Raw genomic sequence first — 16,065 nt, forward strand, 5'->3', positions numbered from 1 at the left:
ACGTATGAATAAGGTAATGCTGATAGGTAACGTCGGGAAAGAGCCGGAAGTCAGATATTATGACTCCGAGCAGGTTTGTGCCATGTTCTCATTGGCAACGACGGAACGTGGTTATACATTGGCAAACGGGACACAGGTGCCCGACCATACGGATTGGCATAATATCATTATGTGGCGTGGGCTTGCAAAAATAGCTGAGCGATATGTCCATAAAGGTGATAAATTGTATATAGAAGGGCGTATTCGTTACAGGACCTACGATGATCAAAAAGGAAAACGTGTTACGGTGACTGAGATTCTTGCAGACGCGATGGAGTTGCTGTCGCCAAAGCAGGACAGAAAGGAAAAGGTTGCTGAAGAACCGACGGCAACAACTGAAGAGAATCAGCCGGATAACGATAAGATGCCATTTTGATGGATACACTTTCACTTCTCTTGTTTGTTAAGTTCGTTGCTCCTGATTCGGGAGTGATTATTGCAGCTGTCTTGGCAGTTGTCCTTTTAGTCTTGTCCGCTTTCGCAAGTGGTTCGGAAGTGGCTTTTTTCAGTCTCTCGCCGAGTGACTTGGGCGAATTGGAAGAGAGCAAGTCGGCTACCGACAAGAACATTAGGATGCTTCGAGAGGAGAGCGAACGGACACTGGCAACCATCCTGATTACCAATAACTTCGTGAACGTAACTATCATCATGCTTTGCAATTATATCTTTGCGAAGGTGGTGGATTTCGGGGATGCTGCGTGGCTTCAATTCCTGTGTGTCACGGTGTTGCTTACTTTTTTGCTCCTGTTGTTTGGCGAGATTATTCCGAAGGTGTATAGCCGCCAGTCTCCCTTGGCTTTTTGCCGTCGCACGGTGAATGGGCTTTTGATTGCCCGTAAGTTGTTTTGGCCTGTCGAGAACCTGCTGATGAAGAGCGGTCTTTTGACGAAGCGGGTTGCTCACAAGGAACAACATGTCTTGAGTGTGGATGACCTGGAGCAGGCGTTGGAGTTGACCGACAATGAAGAGATAAAGGAGGAGAGGAGTATGCTGGAGGGCATCATCCGTTTCGGTGATGAGACCGCGAAGGAGATTATGACAAGTCGCCAGGATATTGTCGACTTGGACATCCGGAGTCCTTTCCCCGACGTGCTGAAATGTATCGTTGAGAATAACTATAGCCGCATCCCCGTCTATCAAGACACGACGGACAATATTCGCGGTATCTTATATATCAAGGACTTGTTGCCCCACCTTGATAAGGGAGCAACCTTCCGCTGGCAGAGTTTGATTCGTCCGCCGTATTTCGTTCCGGAGACAAAAAAGATTGACGATTTGTTGCGAGAGTTCCAAGAGAACAAAGTGCATATTGCGATTGTCGTTGATGAGTTTGGGGGAACGAGCGGTATCGTTACGCTTGAAGATATTCTCGAGGAGATTGTCGGCGAGATAAACGATGAGTTTGATGAGGAGGAAAGGACGTACACCCGCATCAATCAGAATACTTATATCTTCGAAGGAAAGACCCTACTGAGCGATTTCTGCAAGATACTCGACATCGATGATGACGAATTCTCTGAAGTGGAAGGGGAAGCTGATTCGCTTGCCGGTCTCTTGCTTGAACTGAAAGGAGACTTCCCGGAAATTCATGAGAAGATAGACTATCACCATTACAGTTTTGAAATTCTGGGAATCGAAGAGCGCAGAATTTCACGCGTGAAGGTCGTTATCCGCAATGTTGATGAAAATAATTAGAGAGCCGGATGCCGCTAATTTCGATTGAAACAATAGCAGAAGATGTCTCTTTAGGATTGTGGAAAATAACAGAGACAGCGGATGAATTGTATCAGCAATATCCTTTTTTAGAGACTTATAGGGATGAGCTAGACAGGCATTATCGGGCAGAGGCGAGGAAGAAGGAATTTCTTTGTGTGCATCTGTTGCTGGCACTGATGACGGGCAATCGCCGGTTGAGAGTTGGGCATCTTTCGTCGGGAAAGCCATGCCTGGAGAGCGGACAGCATATCAGTATCAGCCATACGAAAGGATATGCGGCGGTGATTCTTTCCGGAAAGCGGACGGTTGCCGTGGATATAGAATATCAGAGTGACAGGGTGCAGCGAATTGCTCATAAGTTTATCCGTCCAGACGAAGAAGCCGATACCATTCTCAGCCAACTTCTGCATTGGAGCACGAAGGAAACTCTTTACAAGTATTTCTCGGAGACACCCTTGGGGTATTTTGATATGCGGCTGCAACCGTTCGCCGTGGCGGATAGCGGAACCGTCAAGGGGGAGAACCTGACTACGGGCGAAATGTTGCCGGTCTATTACCGTGTAGCGAAAGATTATGTGCTTACTTTCGCTTTTTAATCCAATATCTTACTACGAAGAAAACCGCTACGATTCCAACCAGTGCGATGATTCCCCATTTGATGTAGTCTCCATATTCTGTGAGCTTGCTTTCCAGTTGGTCTGCCGGCACGATAGTATGCACGTACCATCCCAACGCTGCCAAGATGCAGTTCCACACACCTGCTCCGATTGTCGTATATAGCAGGAATTTCCAGTAATTCATCTTGGCTATTCCGGCAGGGATGGAAATCAAGTGGCGGATGCCCGGTATCAGTCGTCCGCTGATTGTTGCCACCATGCCGTGGTTATAAAAGTATTTCTCGCTTTTTTCTACTTTTTCTTGATTCAGCAAGCATAGACGTCCCCAACGGCTGTTGGCAAACTTATAGATAATGGGACGTCCCAGATAATATCCGCCGACGTAGTTGATGGTAGCCCCCAGGTCTGCTCCTATTGTAGCGAAAAGAATGACGAGGAAGATGTTCAGGTTTCCCGCAGCCGCATGGTATGCCGCAGGAGAAACCACCAGTTCGGACGGTACGGGGACGACCGTGCTTTCAAGCATCATCAAGAAGGTGATTGTCCCGTAGTTGAGATTGTCAAGCAGGGTGGAAATCCAGTTCATGACTATTGATTCGTTTGTTATTTATTGATTTTTGCCCACGAGTCTTTCAGCCCGACAGTCTTGTTGAATATCGGATGTTCGGGTGTGGAATCAATGTCTGCCATGAAGTAGCCGATTCGTTGGAACTGCAGATACTCGCCGGCTTTCCGTTCGGCAGCATAGGGTTCTACATAACACTCGGTCATGACTTGCAGCGAGTCGGGATTTAACAGTTCGTGGAAATCCTGACCTTCCACAGCGGTATTCTCCACGTTGAAAAGTCGGTCGTAGATTCTTACTTCGGCTTTTCTGCAATGTTCGGTAGAGAGCCAGTGCAGTGTACCTTTCACCTTGCGGCTTGCACCTTCTCTTCCGCTCTTGCTTTCCGGATCATATTCCGCATAGATTTCCTCTATTTCTCCCTTTTCGTTTTTCTTACAGCCCGTACACATGATGATGTATGCGTTCTTCAGCCTCACTTCTTTTCCGGGTGTCAGGCGGAAGAATTTCTTGGGTGCGTCTTCCATGAAATCGTCACGCTCAATCCACAAGGTCTTTGAGAAGGTTGTCGTATGAGTGCCGTCAGCCTCGTTCTCCGGGTTGTTGATGGCAACCATTTCCTCGGTCTCGTTTTCGGGATAGTTGGTGATGACAAGTTTCACGGGATTGAGCACAGCCGACACTCGTGTGGCGCGTGCATTGAGGTCTTCGCGGATGGCTGCTTCGAGCAGTGCCATGTCGTTGAGTGCATCAAACTTGGTATATCCGATAGAGTTGATGAAGTTTCTGATGCCTTCGGGCGAGTAGCCTCTGCGCCGCATGCCGCTGATGGTCGGCATTCGGGGGTCGTCCCACCCGTTCACTCTCTTCTCTTCGACGAGTGCCAGCAACTTACGCTTACTCATGATGGTGTAAGTGAGGTTGAGGCGGTTGAACTCAATCTGCACAGGACGGTAGTCGTGCTGTTGGTCTTTTTCCTGCAGATAGTCGATAAACCTGTCGTACAAGGGGCGGTGGGGCACAAATTCGAGCGTACAGATGGAGTGGGTCACTCCTTCAAAGTAGTCACTCTGTCCGTGTGCGAAGTCATACATCGGGTAAGCGTTCCATTTCGTTCCGGTGCGATGGTGCGGCGTATGTATGATTCGATACATGATTGGGTCGCGGAAGTGCATGTTGGGATTTGCCATGTCCAGTTTGGCACGCAGCACCATGGAGCCTTCCACGGCTTCAGGCGTATTCATCTTCTTGAAGAGGGCGAGGTTTTCCTCGACGGGACGGTCGCGATAGGGGGAGTTGGTGCCGGCTTCTGTCGGTGTGCCTTTTTGTTCGGCTATTTGTTCCGAAGTCTGTTCGTCCACGTAAGCCAGTCCTTTTTCAATCAGCCACACGGCGAAGTCCCAGAGTTGCTGGAAGTAGTCGGATGCGTAATAGACGTTTCCCCACTGGAAGCCCAGCCAATGGATGTCGTTGAGGATATTCTCGACGTATTCGTTGTTTTCCTTGCTCGGGTTGGTATCGTCGAAGCGCAGGTTGCATACGCCATTATATTTTGTTGCGATGCCGAAGTCCATGCAGATGGCCTTTGCATGTCCTATGTGGAGATAGCCGTTCGGTTCGGGCGGGAAACGGGTTTGTATGCGTCCGTTGTTCTTTCCTTCGGCAAGGTCTTTCTCTATCATTTGTTCAACAAAGCTGAGGCTTTGTCTTTCTTCATTCGTTTTGATTTCTTGTTTGTCCATATTGTTCTTATCTTCACTTATGCTGCAAAGATAGTGCAAATCGCTCATAAAACAAAACGAATTGGTTATTTTTCTTTCTGTGGGAAAAATATTTTGTCGTTTGTTGTCTGTTGTTTTATTTATTTCGTAATTTTGTGGGCAGAAATAAAAAGAAAAGACGATGACTTCCGGAGGAAAACGATATCTGCAGGGATTTGGGGTGCTGGTGCTGATACTGGCACTGGTGCGCTGCATCTTTCCTCGCGTTTCATCATCCTATTCGCCGGGTGTCCCTCTGGTGTCCGTGCAGGATACGCTCTCCGAGGTCCAGGAGGTGGCATCGGTGGATTCCGTCAAGTCTTCCGTACAGTCACTGTTCCCGTCAGCAACCCGTTTTGAGGATGCTGACGGAAACCTTGTGAAACATCCGATATACAGTGTCCCGAGCTATTCTGCAGCGTTCCCCGACTCGAACGATGTGCAGATGGAAGCCGCCCGGCAGCATGGCGTTCGGCCGGTGGCTGACAGGGGAGAGGCGGAACGGCGGAAGATGGAACTGGTCTATATCGCAGCCAATCCTTACTACAAGGTGGACAAACTGTATAGCAGCATTCCTTATCTCGTTCCTCGTGCGGCATTGCTCTTACAGGACATCGGGCACAGTTTCTTCGACAGTCTTCAGGTAAAGGGCGTGCCTCTCCATCGTTTCGTGGTCACCAGCGTCTTGCGCAGCAAGGCTGACGTGGAGCGTCTGCGTCGTCACAACAAGAATGCCACGGAGAATAGTTGCCACATGTATGGCACGACGTTCGACATCGGTTACAACCGCTATGAGGCGGTCTCGGCTCCCGGCATTTATGTGGGTAGGAAGGTTTCTAACGACACACTGAAGTGGGTGCTGAGCGAAGTGCTGGACGACATGCGCAAGTCGGGCAGGTGCTACATCAAGTATGAGGTCAAGCAGGGCTGCTTCCACATCACGGTGCGCTGATGTTTTTTTCACCAACTGAACCCTTGTATAAACATACAGGAATGGGCGTATAAATATACCGTTGAACTTTCGTTTTCCAAAAGTTGAACTTTTAGCTTGCAAAAGTTCAACTTTCAGGCTGCAAAAGTTGAACTTTCAGGACGCGAAAGTTGAACTTTTGGAAAGCCATATTTAAGTTATTGAAATACAGGTGTTTACAAATCGTCTTCCGAATCCTTAGCCGTTGTATAAATATACAATTACTGCGCCCCGACAAACGAGCTGTCGGGGCGCAGTGAAAAGTTACAGAATTTATATGATTTGCGGTCAAGGGCAGTGGGTTATTGCGCCACTTCCTTGATGATGCCGCGTCTGTATGCGTACAGCAGTTCCTGGAGATATTCCACCTGCTTTTTGAGTTCCTTTCCCTTATCGGTGTCGGCAACGAGCATTCTGTGCGATGCCATCTCCACAATCTGCGTGGTGCTGATAATGTCGGTACCATTTTTGATAGCCTCTTCCGTGCTTGTAAACGGCTGGTGCTGAATCAGTTGGAATCCGCGGCTGTGATGGATGAGCGTATATCCCGCGATACCTGTTTCTTTGTGATAGGCTTGTGAGAAACCGCCGTCAATCACCATCAGCTTTCCATTGGCTTTGATGGGCGTTTCTCCCTTCACCACGTGCACGGGAACGTGTCCGTTGATGATGTGCCGGTTCTTTCCTTTGATGCCGAACGCGTCGAGAATATAGTCACATACGGCTTCGTTGTCCCTCAGTTTGTAATAGTAGCCCTTTTCTTCGTGGAAGGTTTTTTTATCCTCAATGAAGTAACGCTCGAACGTGGACATCTTTGACTTGTCGAACAGCGGCGAGTCTTTTCCGCACCATAGATACATGAAGTAGTCGATGGCATAGTTCCGCTCCGCGGGGTCGGCACCTTTCTGGAAGGCAGTTCGTATCAGCATGCCCGTCTGGTGGAGCAGCTCTTTTCCTTTGTATTTCTTTCCGAATACTTCCACCTCTTTGAGCGTTCCGTCTTCGTTGAGGGGAACCGATGCGTGGAAGAGGAGGTTATTGTTGCTGATGGTGTACATGCAGCCGTGTGCGAGGATGGTGCGCATGTGGCGCTGCAGTTTTTCGCATTTTGTGAATGAGCGGTGCAGTTTCTCCATCAGTATCTCTTCGTCGGGTGTGAACTGGTTGGGATTCTTCGGGTCGATGGTCGGGAAGTTGTTGCTGCTCAGCTTGTATTTCTTTCCCTCGAGCATGATGGTTCCTTTTTTGTAGTCGATATGGTTGAGCAGCATTCGGTCTTGCATGTCCCACTCCGGATACTTTTCATAAAGCTGTGCTTCCTTCTTGAAAAGCATGATGGCAATCGCTTTGTGCATGAGGGCGGTAAGTCGCTGGGTCTTCTCGTCCATGTTGCTGCTTTCTGCGCTATATTTAGGAATGAATTCCTCGCAGGGATCATTTCCGTAAGTCTCCATGGCGAAGGTGGCAAGTGGCACGAGGTTGATGCCGTAGCCTTCTTCCAGTGTCGTCAGGTTGGCATATCTCAGGCAGAGGCGTATCACGCTGCAGATGCAGGCATCGTTTCCTGCACATGCTCCCATCCATACGATGTCGTGGTTTCCCCACTGGATATCCCATGAGTTGTATTCCTCCATCAGGTCCATAATCAGGTGGGCACCCGGTCCTCGGTCGTAGATGTCGCCCAGGATGTGGAGTTGGTCGATGGCGAGTTTGTGGATGACGCCGGCAATGGCGATGACAAACTCATCGGCGCGCCCGATGTTGATGATGGTGTCAATGATGGCACTGACATATCCCGACTTGTTGGCGTCATCGGTGCGCTCGTGCAACAATTCCTGAATGATGTAGCTGAAGTCTTTCGGGAGTGATTTTCTCACCTTCGAGCGGGTGTATTTGCTGGAAACGTCGCGCAACACGCGAATCAGTTTGTGAAGCGTGATGTGATACCAGTCGTTCATGTTTTTCTCACACGCTTTTATCAGTTCCAGCTTCTGTTCCGGATAGTAGATGAGCGTGCAGAGGTCTTGCTTTTCAGCCTCGCGCAATTCGTTTCCGAACAGGTCGTTCACCTTTCGCTTGATGTTTCCTGAAGCGTTTCTCAGCACATGTTGGAAAGCCTCATACTCTCCGTGAATGTCTGCCAGAAAGTGCTCAGTCCCTTTGGGCAGGTTGAGAATGGCTTGCAGGTTGATAATCTCCGTACTTGCCGCTGCTACGGTCGGGAACGACTGTGAGAGCAGTTCCAGATACGCCAAGTCTTTTTCGATATCATACTTCTTTTTCATAGTGTTAAGGTTTTAGGATGATACTTTTTCTTATTTTTTCTGTATGGTTGTCGTTTCGTTGTCTGACGGGCATGAATCCTTCCGTGAGGAAGAATATTTCCGAGAGTACTTGTTCCATGCGGGCTGTGAAGCGTGCCATTTTCTTCTCCTTGAGCTCCCGGCATAGCTCGTCCTCGTCGCAGTCGAGTTGTATGAATGTCTGGTATAGGTCGGACAGGTGGCGCAGGGTGACGGTGCGTTTCTTCACATGCTTCCGTACATCTGCCAACATGCCGACGATTCCGTTCTCCCTATTCAGATGGGTGCTGCTCTCTGTCGGCGGTGCACTGACAGGATGGCGGTAGGGGATTTGTAACTGTTGAATCTCGATACCTTTCAGGATAAGGTCTGTCACCTCTTCCTTTTGTGTATAGATGAAGATGCGTCTCCACTGTTCTGCGCTCAGTCGTTCCATGACGCTCGTGGGGAGACGGTCGGTCTGACGCAGGTCTCCTGAAAGTGCCGTGTGCAACAGATAGCATACGCTCTGTCGCTCGTCCACCGACATTTGTCGATGAATGTCGCGGTCGATGACTCTCTGGTAGAACGCCTGCATCAGGTGTAGCTGGTCGTGTCGCACCATGGTAATGTGGCGGTTCCACTTGAGTGCGGCAAGGTTGTCCCTCTCTTGTTCATTGCCTGCATGCAGGGCGCAGCAGTGGCGCACCATGTTGCACTGATAGCAGACGGTGGGCAATAGCCTTGTTTTGAAAAAGCCTAAGTTCCAAACATGTTTTCGGAGCCGGTCGTGTGGCGACAAGACCACCTTGAAACCCCTCTTTCGCGACCATTTCTCCACGTTGGCACCGAAAAGATTCCAACTTCCATGTATGTGTACCACGTCGGGCATCACTTGATAGAGAATCTTGATATATTGTGACGGCACCGATATCCACTCGGTCAGCGGATGTCGGTGATAGATGGTGTGGCAGGTAATGGGCAGGGTGGCAACTTTCTGCATGTCTTCCTCAAAAGCCGCTACGTGAATTTCTGTCGAATCCAGCATGCGTCCGATTAGCGACAAGGCGTTGTCGAGCACCTCGTCGTCTTTGTAATAAGGGGGGATGACATGCAGGATTTTCATAGTTTGTGGCTGATGAAGTCGTATTTGTCGGCTCTTAAATATCTTATTTTTGCTAAAAGATAGGTCCAGGGCAGTCGCAGCTCATAGAGCGTGACTTTCCATGCGGGTATGCTGAGGTCGAAGCGGCGCATGGCTTTCCGGGCAATGACTGTTCTGAGAATGATGGTGATGAGGAGAGCAGCCGCTGCCGCTGCGGTGAGCAGCCATTCTTGTGTAAACAATGAGTAGGTCAGCGCTCCCAGTATGGCGACATAGTTCAGATACATCATCGCCATGTCGAATCGGTAGGTCAGTCTGGGCATGAACCGCCTCTCCAGATGTTTCTTTGTTTCTTGATAATAGATGTGTTTGTTCCGCCACGTCTTGAGCGATGGGCAACTTTCCGTCAGCCGTGTCTCTGGGGCAGTGGCGACGGCGGTCATGCCTCGCTGGGCATACTTGTTTACCATGAAGTCATATTCTCCGCGGATGTATTTGAGGTTTCCTTGGAAGCCATTTCTTTCGAGGAACTCGCTTTTCTTGAAAGCTATCAGGGGCATGTTCGTCCTGAATGCCCTTCCTTTTCGGGCTTTCCGCATGAGATAGCAGGCTGTCCGGAAATGCTCAAACTGGTAGTAGGATGGGGTGTCGGCTTCATATTGGGTATAGCCCATCACGAGATTGTTCTTCTCCGTGAAATGGGCTGCCATGCTCTGAAGCCAGTGGCTGTCGGTGGGAGCCGTTGACGGGTCAGTCATGATAATCCATTCGTGTTTGGCAGCTTTTACTCCGAGCGTGACAGACAGTTTCTTCCGGCTCATATATCTTGATGAGTCGGGAATGAAGGTAATGTATAGATGCGGATTGTCGGCAACTCGTTTCAATACGTCTTCCGTCTCGGCATCGCCTTTTTCTGCAACGACAATCACTTCATAGTCGTTTCCGTACTCCTGTGTGAGAAAGGCTGGCAGATGGTTTTCGAGTTGTTCGGAATGCCCAAACGCTGTCAGCAGTACCGACACTTTGGGCATTTCCGGCGTTTCATCCGCTTGCCGGACTGCTGTTATCTTTCTGAAAAAGATGTTGCACAGCGGTGTGACTGCTGCCAGGATAATCAGTGCCGCTGCTGATATGATGAGTTCTGTTGTCATGGTTCTGTGTGATAGAATAGGGTGTTGCTCAATCGTTGCAGTGCTTCTTTCTTGTCGGTCATAGACACCAGCAGGGAGATGTTGTGTTCCGATGCGCCGTAGGAGACCATCTTGACGGGAATGTCTCTCAGCGTGTTGAGGATGACGGCATCGTAGCCAGCCTCTTGAGAGAACAGGTCGCCGACTACGCAGATGACGCAGCAGTCGGGTTCTGTCTCGACGGTGCCGATGTTTTTCAGTTCCTCCACGATGTCGTCACGGTGGCGGTTGTCGTTGAAACTCAGGGTGACTCCTCCTTGTGAGGTGCACGCGATGTCAATCGGTGTCTGATAGTGTTCAAAGGCGTCAAACACCTGTTTGAGGAATGTGCTGACGGGTGTCCCTTTCCCTGCATGGACAGTGATGGCAGTCATGTCGTCTTTGGCAGCAATGGCTTTGATGGTTCCCGTGCAGGTCTCCTGACTGATGAGCGTCCCTTCCGCCTCTGGCTGCATGGTGTTGAGCAGACGCACGGGCACACCGCTGTCTTTCGCCGGTTGTATGCAAGTGGGGTGGAGGATTTTGGCTCCGAAGAAAGCGAGTTCGGCAGCCTCTTCAAAACTCAGTTGGCGCACAGGACTTGTTTTTTCCACGATACGCGGGTCGTTGTTGTGCATTCCGTCGATATCGGTCCATATCTGTATTTCTTCTGACTGGAGCGCCGCCCCGATGAGCGATGCCGTGTAGTCACTGCCTCCGCGCTGCAGATTGTCGGTCTCTCCGAAGGCATTGCGGCAGATGAATCCTTGCGTGACGTAGATTTGGTATCCCTGATGGGTGTCCATCAGTCCGGTAAGCTTTTTCCTGATATAGGGTTGGTCGGGCTCGCCGTATTTGTCGGTCTTCATGAAGTCGAGTGCCGGCAGGAGCATCGCCTTGATGTTCTGCTCAGTGAGATAGTTGGTCATCATCGTCGTGCTGAGCAGTTCACCCTGCGCCAGGATGTTTTTCTCCTCGTAACTTGTGAAAATATCGTTGGTGAACGAGTGGAGATATTCGAAAACCTCCCGAGCATAGGCGTGTGTCTTTTCGCGCCACGTCTCACTCTCATAGAGTTCATCTATGTGGTTGCGGTATTTCTCTTCCAGTGTGTCAATCAGTTTGTTTGCCTGTGTCTTCTCTTTTCTGTACAGGTGGTTGCAGATTTCTACCAGCGCATTGGTCGTGCCCGACATGGCTGAGAGGACGACAAACGTCTGCTCTCCCGATTTGGTGACCAGTGCCGCCACGTTTTTGATGCGTTCTGGGGAGCCGACAGAGGTTCCCCCGAATTTCATGACTTTCATTCTTTCTTACTCCTTTTCACTTTTCATGGTCATCAGTTCGTCTTCGCATTCATAGACGATGCCGGGGAACTTGTCCAGCAGCGCCATGTTGTGCGTAGTGACGATGACGGTCGTTCCCTGTTCGCTGATGCTTTTGAGCAGTTCGAAGATATTGTCGGCAGTCTCTTGGTCAAGATTACCGGTCGGCTCGTCGGCAAGAATCACTTTCGGGTTGTTCAGCAGTGCACGTGCGATGGAGATTCGTTGTTGTTCACCGCCCGAGAGTTCGTGCGGCATGTTCTCGATTTTGCTTTCCATCCCTACTTGTTGCAACACTTCCTCAATCCTGCTTCTGATGTCGTTTTTGTCTTTCCAGTCGGTAGCTCTCAGCACGAACTCTAGGTTCTTGAACACGCTGCGGTCGTGCAGCAGTTGGAAGTCTTGGAAGATGATGCCCATCTCCTTGCGGAGTGCGGGAATTTCTTTTCTGCGGATGGTGGTCAGGTCGCGTCCGAGCACGGTGGCAGTGTCGCAGCTGTCAATGTCCAGTTCGCAGTAGAATGTTTTCAGCAGCGAACTCTTTCCCGTTCCCACTTTACCAATGACATATATCAGTTGTCCTTCCTCTGCCGTGAAGTTGATGTCTTTCAGCACGTATTTCTCGTCGTGCGAGATATTGACGTTTTTATATTCTATCAGTGCCATATTCAATAGTTTGTTATTCTTTTCGTTTGCAAAGTTACGATTTAGCGAGAACAATACAAAAAGAATCACATTCTTTTTTATTGTCGAGCGTGAGTAAGTTATAAAAAGTTACGATTTAGCGAGTGAAAAAGCAAATTTATTTGCATTTTTCCGAGCGTTAGTAATTTGGACAATGGTCAAAGTTACGATTTAGCGAGAACAATACAAAATAAAGTTGATTTTATTTTATGGTGTAAAGTCCTTAGGGTCTTTAAGGTCCTTAAAGTCTTTAAAGTCCTTAAGGATAAAAATTTACTCGTGATGGTACGGCTCGCCTTTGATGATGGTGCAGGCGCGGTAGAGCTGTTCGGTGAAAATCAGTCGCACCATCTGATGGGAGAAGGTCATGGGTGAGAGTGAGAGCTTCTCGTTTGCCCGCTGATAGACCGCTTCGGAAAAGCCGTAAGGACCGCCAATCACAAAGACGAGGCGGCGACTGACGGCTTGCTTCTGTTGAAGCCATTTGGCAAAGTCGATGCTGCGGAAACTTTTCCCGTGCTCATCGAGAAGAACGACCGTGTCCGTTGGTTGCAACTGTTTGAGAATCAGTTCGCCCTCCAGTTTTTTCTGTTGCTCTTCTGAAAGATTTTTGGTGCTTTTCAGTTCGGGGATGATGCTCATGCTGAACGGCATGTAATGACCGATGCGACAGGCATAGTCGGCAATACATTCCTTGATGTGCGGGTTGACAGTCTTTCCGACCGCGATGAGCTCAGTCTTCATACTCGTGCTTACGTTTCGGATTCATGGGAAACCACCCCTTCTTCACCCGTATTCTTTGGTGGAACAGTTCGCCGATGGACCATATCAGCGAGGCACCCAAAACGCCCAGTAGGGATGAGACAATCACCGCTTCCACGAACAGGGCAGCAATGATGCTGATGATGCCAGCCACGAGGAAAACCCACCAGTAGCGCGTGCCACTGTGATATTCCACCTTGATGACCAACGGATGGAAAAGCCCTATTATAAGAAAGGTGGAAACGGCAATGATGATGCCGGTCAGATGTATCTCCATATATTTTTTTGCTGCAAAGATAATGCTTTTTTTGTACTTTTGCTTTCTTACATCTGAAAAAAGCACTATCTTTGCATAGAATAAGGACTCTAAGGACCTTAAAGACGCTAAAGACTTTAATTATTAAAAAACAATAGATTATGGAGAACAACGAACAACTGATTGCCCAGTGTGAGGCAAGAGCAAAAGAATGGCTTCAGCCAGCGTTTGACGAAGCAACGAGAAAAGCCGTGCAAGCAATGCTTGACAATAGTGACAAGACCGAACTGATTGATGCGTTCTATCGCGACCTTGAGTTCGGAACGGGTGGACTGCGTGGCATCATGGGTGCCGGTACCAACCGCATGAATATCTATATCGTGGGAATGGCGACGCAGGGTTTTGCCAACTACATCAATAAAGCCTTCGCAGGGCGCAACGACCTCAGTGTGGTGGTGGGACACGACTGCCGCAACAACGGACGGCTCTTCGCCGAGACCGTTGCCAACATTTTCTCTGCCAACGGCATCAAGGTTTATCTCTTCGAGAGTCTCCGCCCGACACCCGAAATCTCCTACGCCATTCGCCACCTCGGCTGTCAGGCGGGAGTGAACGTGACGGCGTCGCACAACCCCAAGGAATACAATGGCTACAAAGCCTACTGGGACGATGGTGCGCAGGTGCTTGCACCGCATGACAAAGGCATTATCGATGAAGTGAACAAGGTGAAAATCGGCGATGTGAAGTTCGAGGGCAACAAAGACCTCATTCAGATTATCGGCGGCGAGATGGACTGGGACTATCTGCAGGCAGTGAAAGAGGCGATGGTTGACCAGGAAGTGATTCTCCGTCAGAAAGACCTGAACATTGTCTATTCGCCGCTGCACGGCTGCGGTCGCGTCATCATTCCCGAGGCACTGCGCTCATGGGGATTCCAGAATATCCACGTGGTGCCCGAACAGATGGTCATCGACGGCAACTTCCCGACCGTCGTGTCACCCAATCCTGAGAATGCGGAAGCCATGACAATGGGCATGGAGCTCGGAACGAAACTCAATGCCGACCTTGTCATCGCCAGCGACCCCGATGCCGACCGCCTCGCTATCGTCTGCCGCAATGCGAAAGGGGAGTGGGAGATACTCAACGGCAACCAGACGTGCATGATGTTCTGCTGGTATATCATCGCCAACAAGAAGAAACTCGGACAGCTCAAGGGCAATGAATTCCTCGTGAAGACCATCGTCACCACAGAGGTCATCGCCGAGATTGCCAAGAAAAACGGCGTGGAGCTGCGCGACTGCTACACGGGATTCAAGTGGATTGCCAACGAGATACGCCTGTCGGAAGGTGTGAAGAAATATATCGGTGGCGGTGAGGAGTCGTTCGGATTCCTGCCCTTCGACAAGGTGCGCGACAAAGACTCACCAGCCTCCATCTGTCTCATCTGCGAGATTGCTGCCTACGCAAAAGATCAGGGCAAGACACTCTACGACCTGCTCATGGATATCTATCTTGAGTACGGGTTCTCACATGAATATACCATCAACGTTGTGCGTCCCGGAAAGACAGGTGCCGACGAGATACGCCAGATGATGGAGAACTTCCGTCACACTCCGCCGCAGCAGCTCGGCGGTTCGAAAGTCGTGGTGTGGAAAGACTTCCAGAATCTCGAGATGCGGAAGGCTGACGGCACCACCGAGCAACTCGCGATGCCCGACAAGAGCAATGTGCTCCAGTGGTTCTGCGAGGACGGTACGAAAGTGAGCGTCCGCCCATCGGGTACCGAGCCGAAGATCAAATTCTATCTCGAGGTGAAAGATTCCACCATGCGTTGCGCCGGCTGCTATGAGCGCTGCCTCGCCGCCAGCCGCGAGAAGATAGAGCAAATCAGGAAAGAACTGGGAGTATAGCTGGGAGCACTGGGAGAGCTGGGAGCCCTGAGAACACTACGATTTAAGCGAGATTCCCAGAATTCTCAGAATTCTCAGACTTCCCAGCCCTCCCAGACTTCCCATTAATTATTAAAACCAGAAACAATGTTTGAAGCCAATGATTTTCTCCGTTCGAAAGGCGACTACAAAAAGTTGGTCGTCTTTCAGAAGGCGGAATGCATTTATGATTTGACTTGCTATTTTATTGAGCACTACCTTCCGAAAACAGGCGACCGTACAGTCGATCAGATGAAACAGGCAGCGCGCTCGGGGAAACAGAATATCGCTGAAGGAAATGAGGCAGGCACCACCTCGATGGAAACAACATCAAATTGATGAATGTGGCAAAGGCAAGTCTTCGTGAATTGCAGGAAGATTATGAGGACTATCTGCGTACACACGACAGGGTGCCGTGGCTGACTGACGATCCGCGATGCCAGTCAGCGCGTGAATGGTGCAAGACACACAGCCGTCCGGCTGACTATCTGAAGGTTTGCAAGATGCGTGACGATGAGACGGTGGCAAATATCGCGTTGATTCTCATCCACCAGACCGACTATCTTCTACAAAGACTAATCGAAAAACTTAAAGCCGACTTTCTCCGGCATGGCGGCATCCGCGAACAAATGTCGCAAGCAAGAAAACAATGGCGAGATAGGAATAAAGGGTGAGAAGACTGGGAGCTCTGGGAAGGCTGGGAGTCCTGAGAGCACTACGACCTCAAACAAGATTCCCAGCCTTCCCAGTCCTCCCAGTTATTTTCTTAATAATCCTTAATAGCCCACCCGTTTAGTTAAATAACCTTTCAAAATTACCGAAAGTTGTAAAAAACTGTTTGGGTATCGAACTTATTATTTACTTTTGCACATCTTTATATAATATAG

16 protein-coding genes are annotated in these 16,065 nt (G+C 49.6%); 7 read left to right on the forward strand and 9 right to left on the reverse strand.

What is annotated here, in order from left to right:
• Nucleotides 1–4: 4 nt before the first annotated feature.
• The 3 genes from GRF55_RS05015 to GRF55_RS05025 are packed head-to-tail and all read left to right on the forward strand — an operon-like array spanning nucleotide 5 to nucleotide 2,351.
• Complete coding sequence (locus GRF55_RS05015) at nucleotides 5–415, forward strand: single-stranded DNA-binding protein (RefSeq protein ID WP_220369424.1); 411 nt, start codon at nucleotides 5–7, stop codon at nucleotides 413–415.
• Nucleotides 415–1,734: a gliding motility-associated protein GldE gene (gene gldE, locus GRF55_RS05020; RefSeq protein ID WP_220369425.1), complete on the forward strand. Its 1,320-nt coding sequence runs from the start codon at nucleotides 415–417 to the stop codon at nucleotides 1,732–1,734. The genes GRF55_RS05015 and gldE overlap by 1 nt, the downstream gene beginning before the upstream one ends.
• Nucleotides 1,735–1,742: 8 nt before the next feature.
• Complete coding sequence (locus GRF55_RS05025; protein ID WP_220369426.1) at nucleotides 1,743–2,351, forward strand: 4'-phosphopantetheinyl transferase superfamily protein; 609 nt, start codon at nucleotides 1,743–1,745, stop codon at nucleotides 2,349–2,351.
• On the opposite strand, the gene GRF55_RS05030 is transcribed toward GRF55_RS05025, so the two are convergent.
• Nucleotides 2,335–2,958 (reverse strand): DedA family protein, encoded by a 624-nt coding sequence (locus GRF55_RS05030; protein ID WP_220369427.1) that lies wholly within the window; start codon nucleotides 2,956–2,958, stop codon nucleotides 2,335–2,337. The genes GRF55_RS05025 and GRF55_RS05030 overlap by 17 nt on opposite strands.
• Nucleotides 2,959–2,975: 17 nt before the next feature.
• Nucleotides 2,976–4,679, reverse strand: coding sequence for a glutamine--tRNA ligase/YqeY domain fusion protein (locus tag GRF55_RS05035; protein ID WP_220369428.1), 1,704 nt, complete (start codon nucleotides 4,677–4,679; stop codon nucleotides 2,976–2,978).
• A gap of 160 nt (nucleotides 4,680–4,839) precedes the next feature.
• Here GRF55_RS05035 and GRF55_RS05040 point away from each other — a divergent pair, with 160 nt between their 5' ends.
• A complete protein-coding gene (locus GRF55_RS05040; protein ID WP_220369429.1) occupies nucleotides 4,840–5,649 on the forward strand; it encodes a DUF5715 family protein in 810 nt (269 codons plus the stop codon).
• A gap of 320 nt (nucleotides 5,650–5,969) precedes the next feature.
• Here the strand turns inward: GRF55_RS05040 and GRF55_RS05045 are convergent, their stop codons facing one another.
• From GRF55_RS05045 to GRF55_RS05075, 7 genes are all read right to left on the reverse strand, one after another.
• Entirely contained in the window at nucleotides 5,970–7,952 is a 1,983-nt protein-coding gene (locus GRF55_RS05045; protein WP_220369430.1) for a fructose-1,6-bisphosphatase, read from the reverse strand.
• A gap of 4 nt (nucleotides 7,953–7,956) precedes the next feature.
• On the reverse strand, nucleotides 7,957–9,075 hold the full coding sequence (locus tag GRF55_RS05050; RefSeq protein ID WP_220369431.1) for a hypothetical protein: 1,119 nt from the start codon (nucleotides 9,073–9,075) through the stop codon (nucleotides 7,957–7,959).
• On the reverse strand, nucleotides 9,072–10,205 hold the full coding sequence (locus GRF55_RS05055) for a glycosyltransferase (RefSeq protein WP_220369432.1): 1,134 nt from the start codon (nucleotides 10,203–10,205) through the stop codon (nucleotides 9,072–9,074). Before GRF55_RS05055 ends, GRF55_RS05050 begins: the two co-directional genes overlap by 4 nt.
• Nucleotides 10,202–11,530 (reverse strand): aspartate kinase, encoded by a 1,329-nt coding sequence (locus GRF55_RS05060; RefSeq protein ID WP_220369433.1) that lies wholly within the window; start codon nucleotides 11,528–11,530, stop codon nucleotides 10,202–10,204. The genes GRF55_RS05055 and GRF55_RS05060 overlap by 4 nt, the downstream gene beginning before the upstream one ends.
• Nucleotides 11,531–11,536: 6 nt before the next feature.
• Nucleotides 11,537–12,214 carry a cell division ATP-binding protein FtsE gene (locus GRF55_RS05065; RefSeq protein WP_220369434.1) on the reverse strand — a complete coding sequence of 226 codons (678 nt, stop codon included), beginning with the start codon at nucleotides 12,212–12,214 and terminating at the stop codon, nucleotides 11,537–11,539.
• Between the two features lie 291 nt (nucleotides 12,215–12,505).
• The gene (gene rlmH, locus GRF55_RS05070) at nucleotides 12,506–12,976 is read right to left on the reverse strand and encodes a 23S rRNA (pseudouridine(1915)-N(3))-methyltransferase RlmH (protein ID WP_220369435.1); all 471 of its coding nucleotides are present in this window, start codon (nucleotides 12,974–12,976) and stop codon (nucleotides 12,506–12,508) included.
• Nucleotides 12,966–13,271, reverse strand: coding sequence for a DUF4491 family protein (locus GRF55_RS05075; RefSeq protein ID WP_220369436.1), 306 nt, complete (start codon nucleotides 13,269–13,271; stop codon nucleotides 12,966–12,968). The genes rlmH and GRF55_RS05075 overlap by 11 nt, the downstream gene beginning before the upstream one ends.
• A gap of 140 nt (nucleotides 13,272–13,411) precedes the next feature.
• Between GRF55_RS05075 and GRF55_RS05080 the strand changes: the two genes are divergently transcribed.
• The 3 genes from GRF55_RS05080 to GRF55_RS11820 all read left to right on the forward strand — a co-directional run bounded on the left by GRF55_RS05080 (nucleotide 13,412) and on the right by GRF55_RS11820 (nucleotide 15,852).
• Entirely contained in the window at nucleotides 13,412–15,160 is a 1,749-nt protein-coding gene (locus GRF55_RS05080) for a phospho-sugar mutase (protein ID WP_220369437.1), read from the forward strand.
• Between the two features lie 126 nt (nucleotides 15,161–15,286).
• Nucleotides 15,287–15,517: a four helix bundle protein gene (locus tag GRF55_RS11815; protein ID WP_370626751.1), complete on the forward strand. Its 231-nt coding sequence runs from the start codon at nucleotides 15,287–15,289 to the stop codon at nucleotides 15,515–15,517.
• Nucleotides 15,517–15,852, forward strand: coding sequence for a four helix bundle suffix domain-containing protein (locus tag GRF55_RS11820; RefSeq protein ID WP_370626752.1), 336 nt, complete (start codon nucleotides 15,517–15,519; stop codon nucleotides 15,850–15,852). Before GRF55_RS11815 ends, GRF55_RS11820 begins: the two co-directional genes overlap by 1 nt.
• Nucleotides 15,853–16,065 lie beyond the last annotated feature (213 nt).

It is taken from the genome of Prevotella sp. Rep29 (assembly GCF_019551475.1).
Classification (GTDB): Bacteria; Bacteroidota; Bacteroidia; order Bacteroidales; family Bacteroidaceae; genus Prevotella.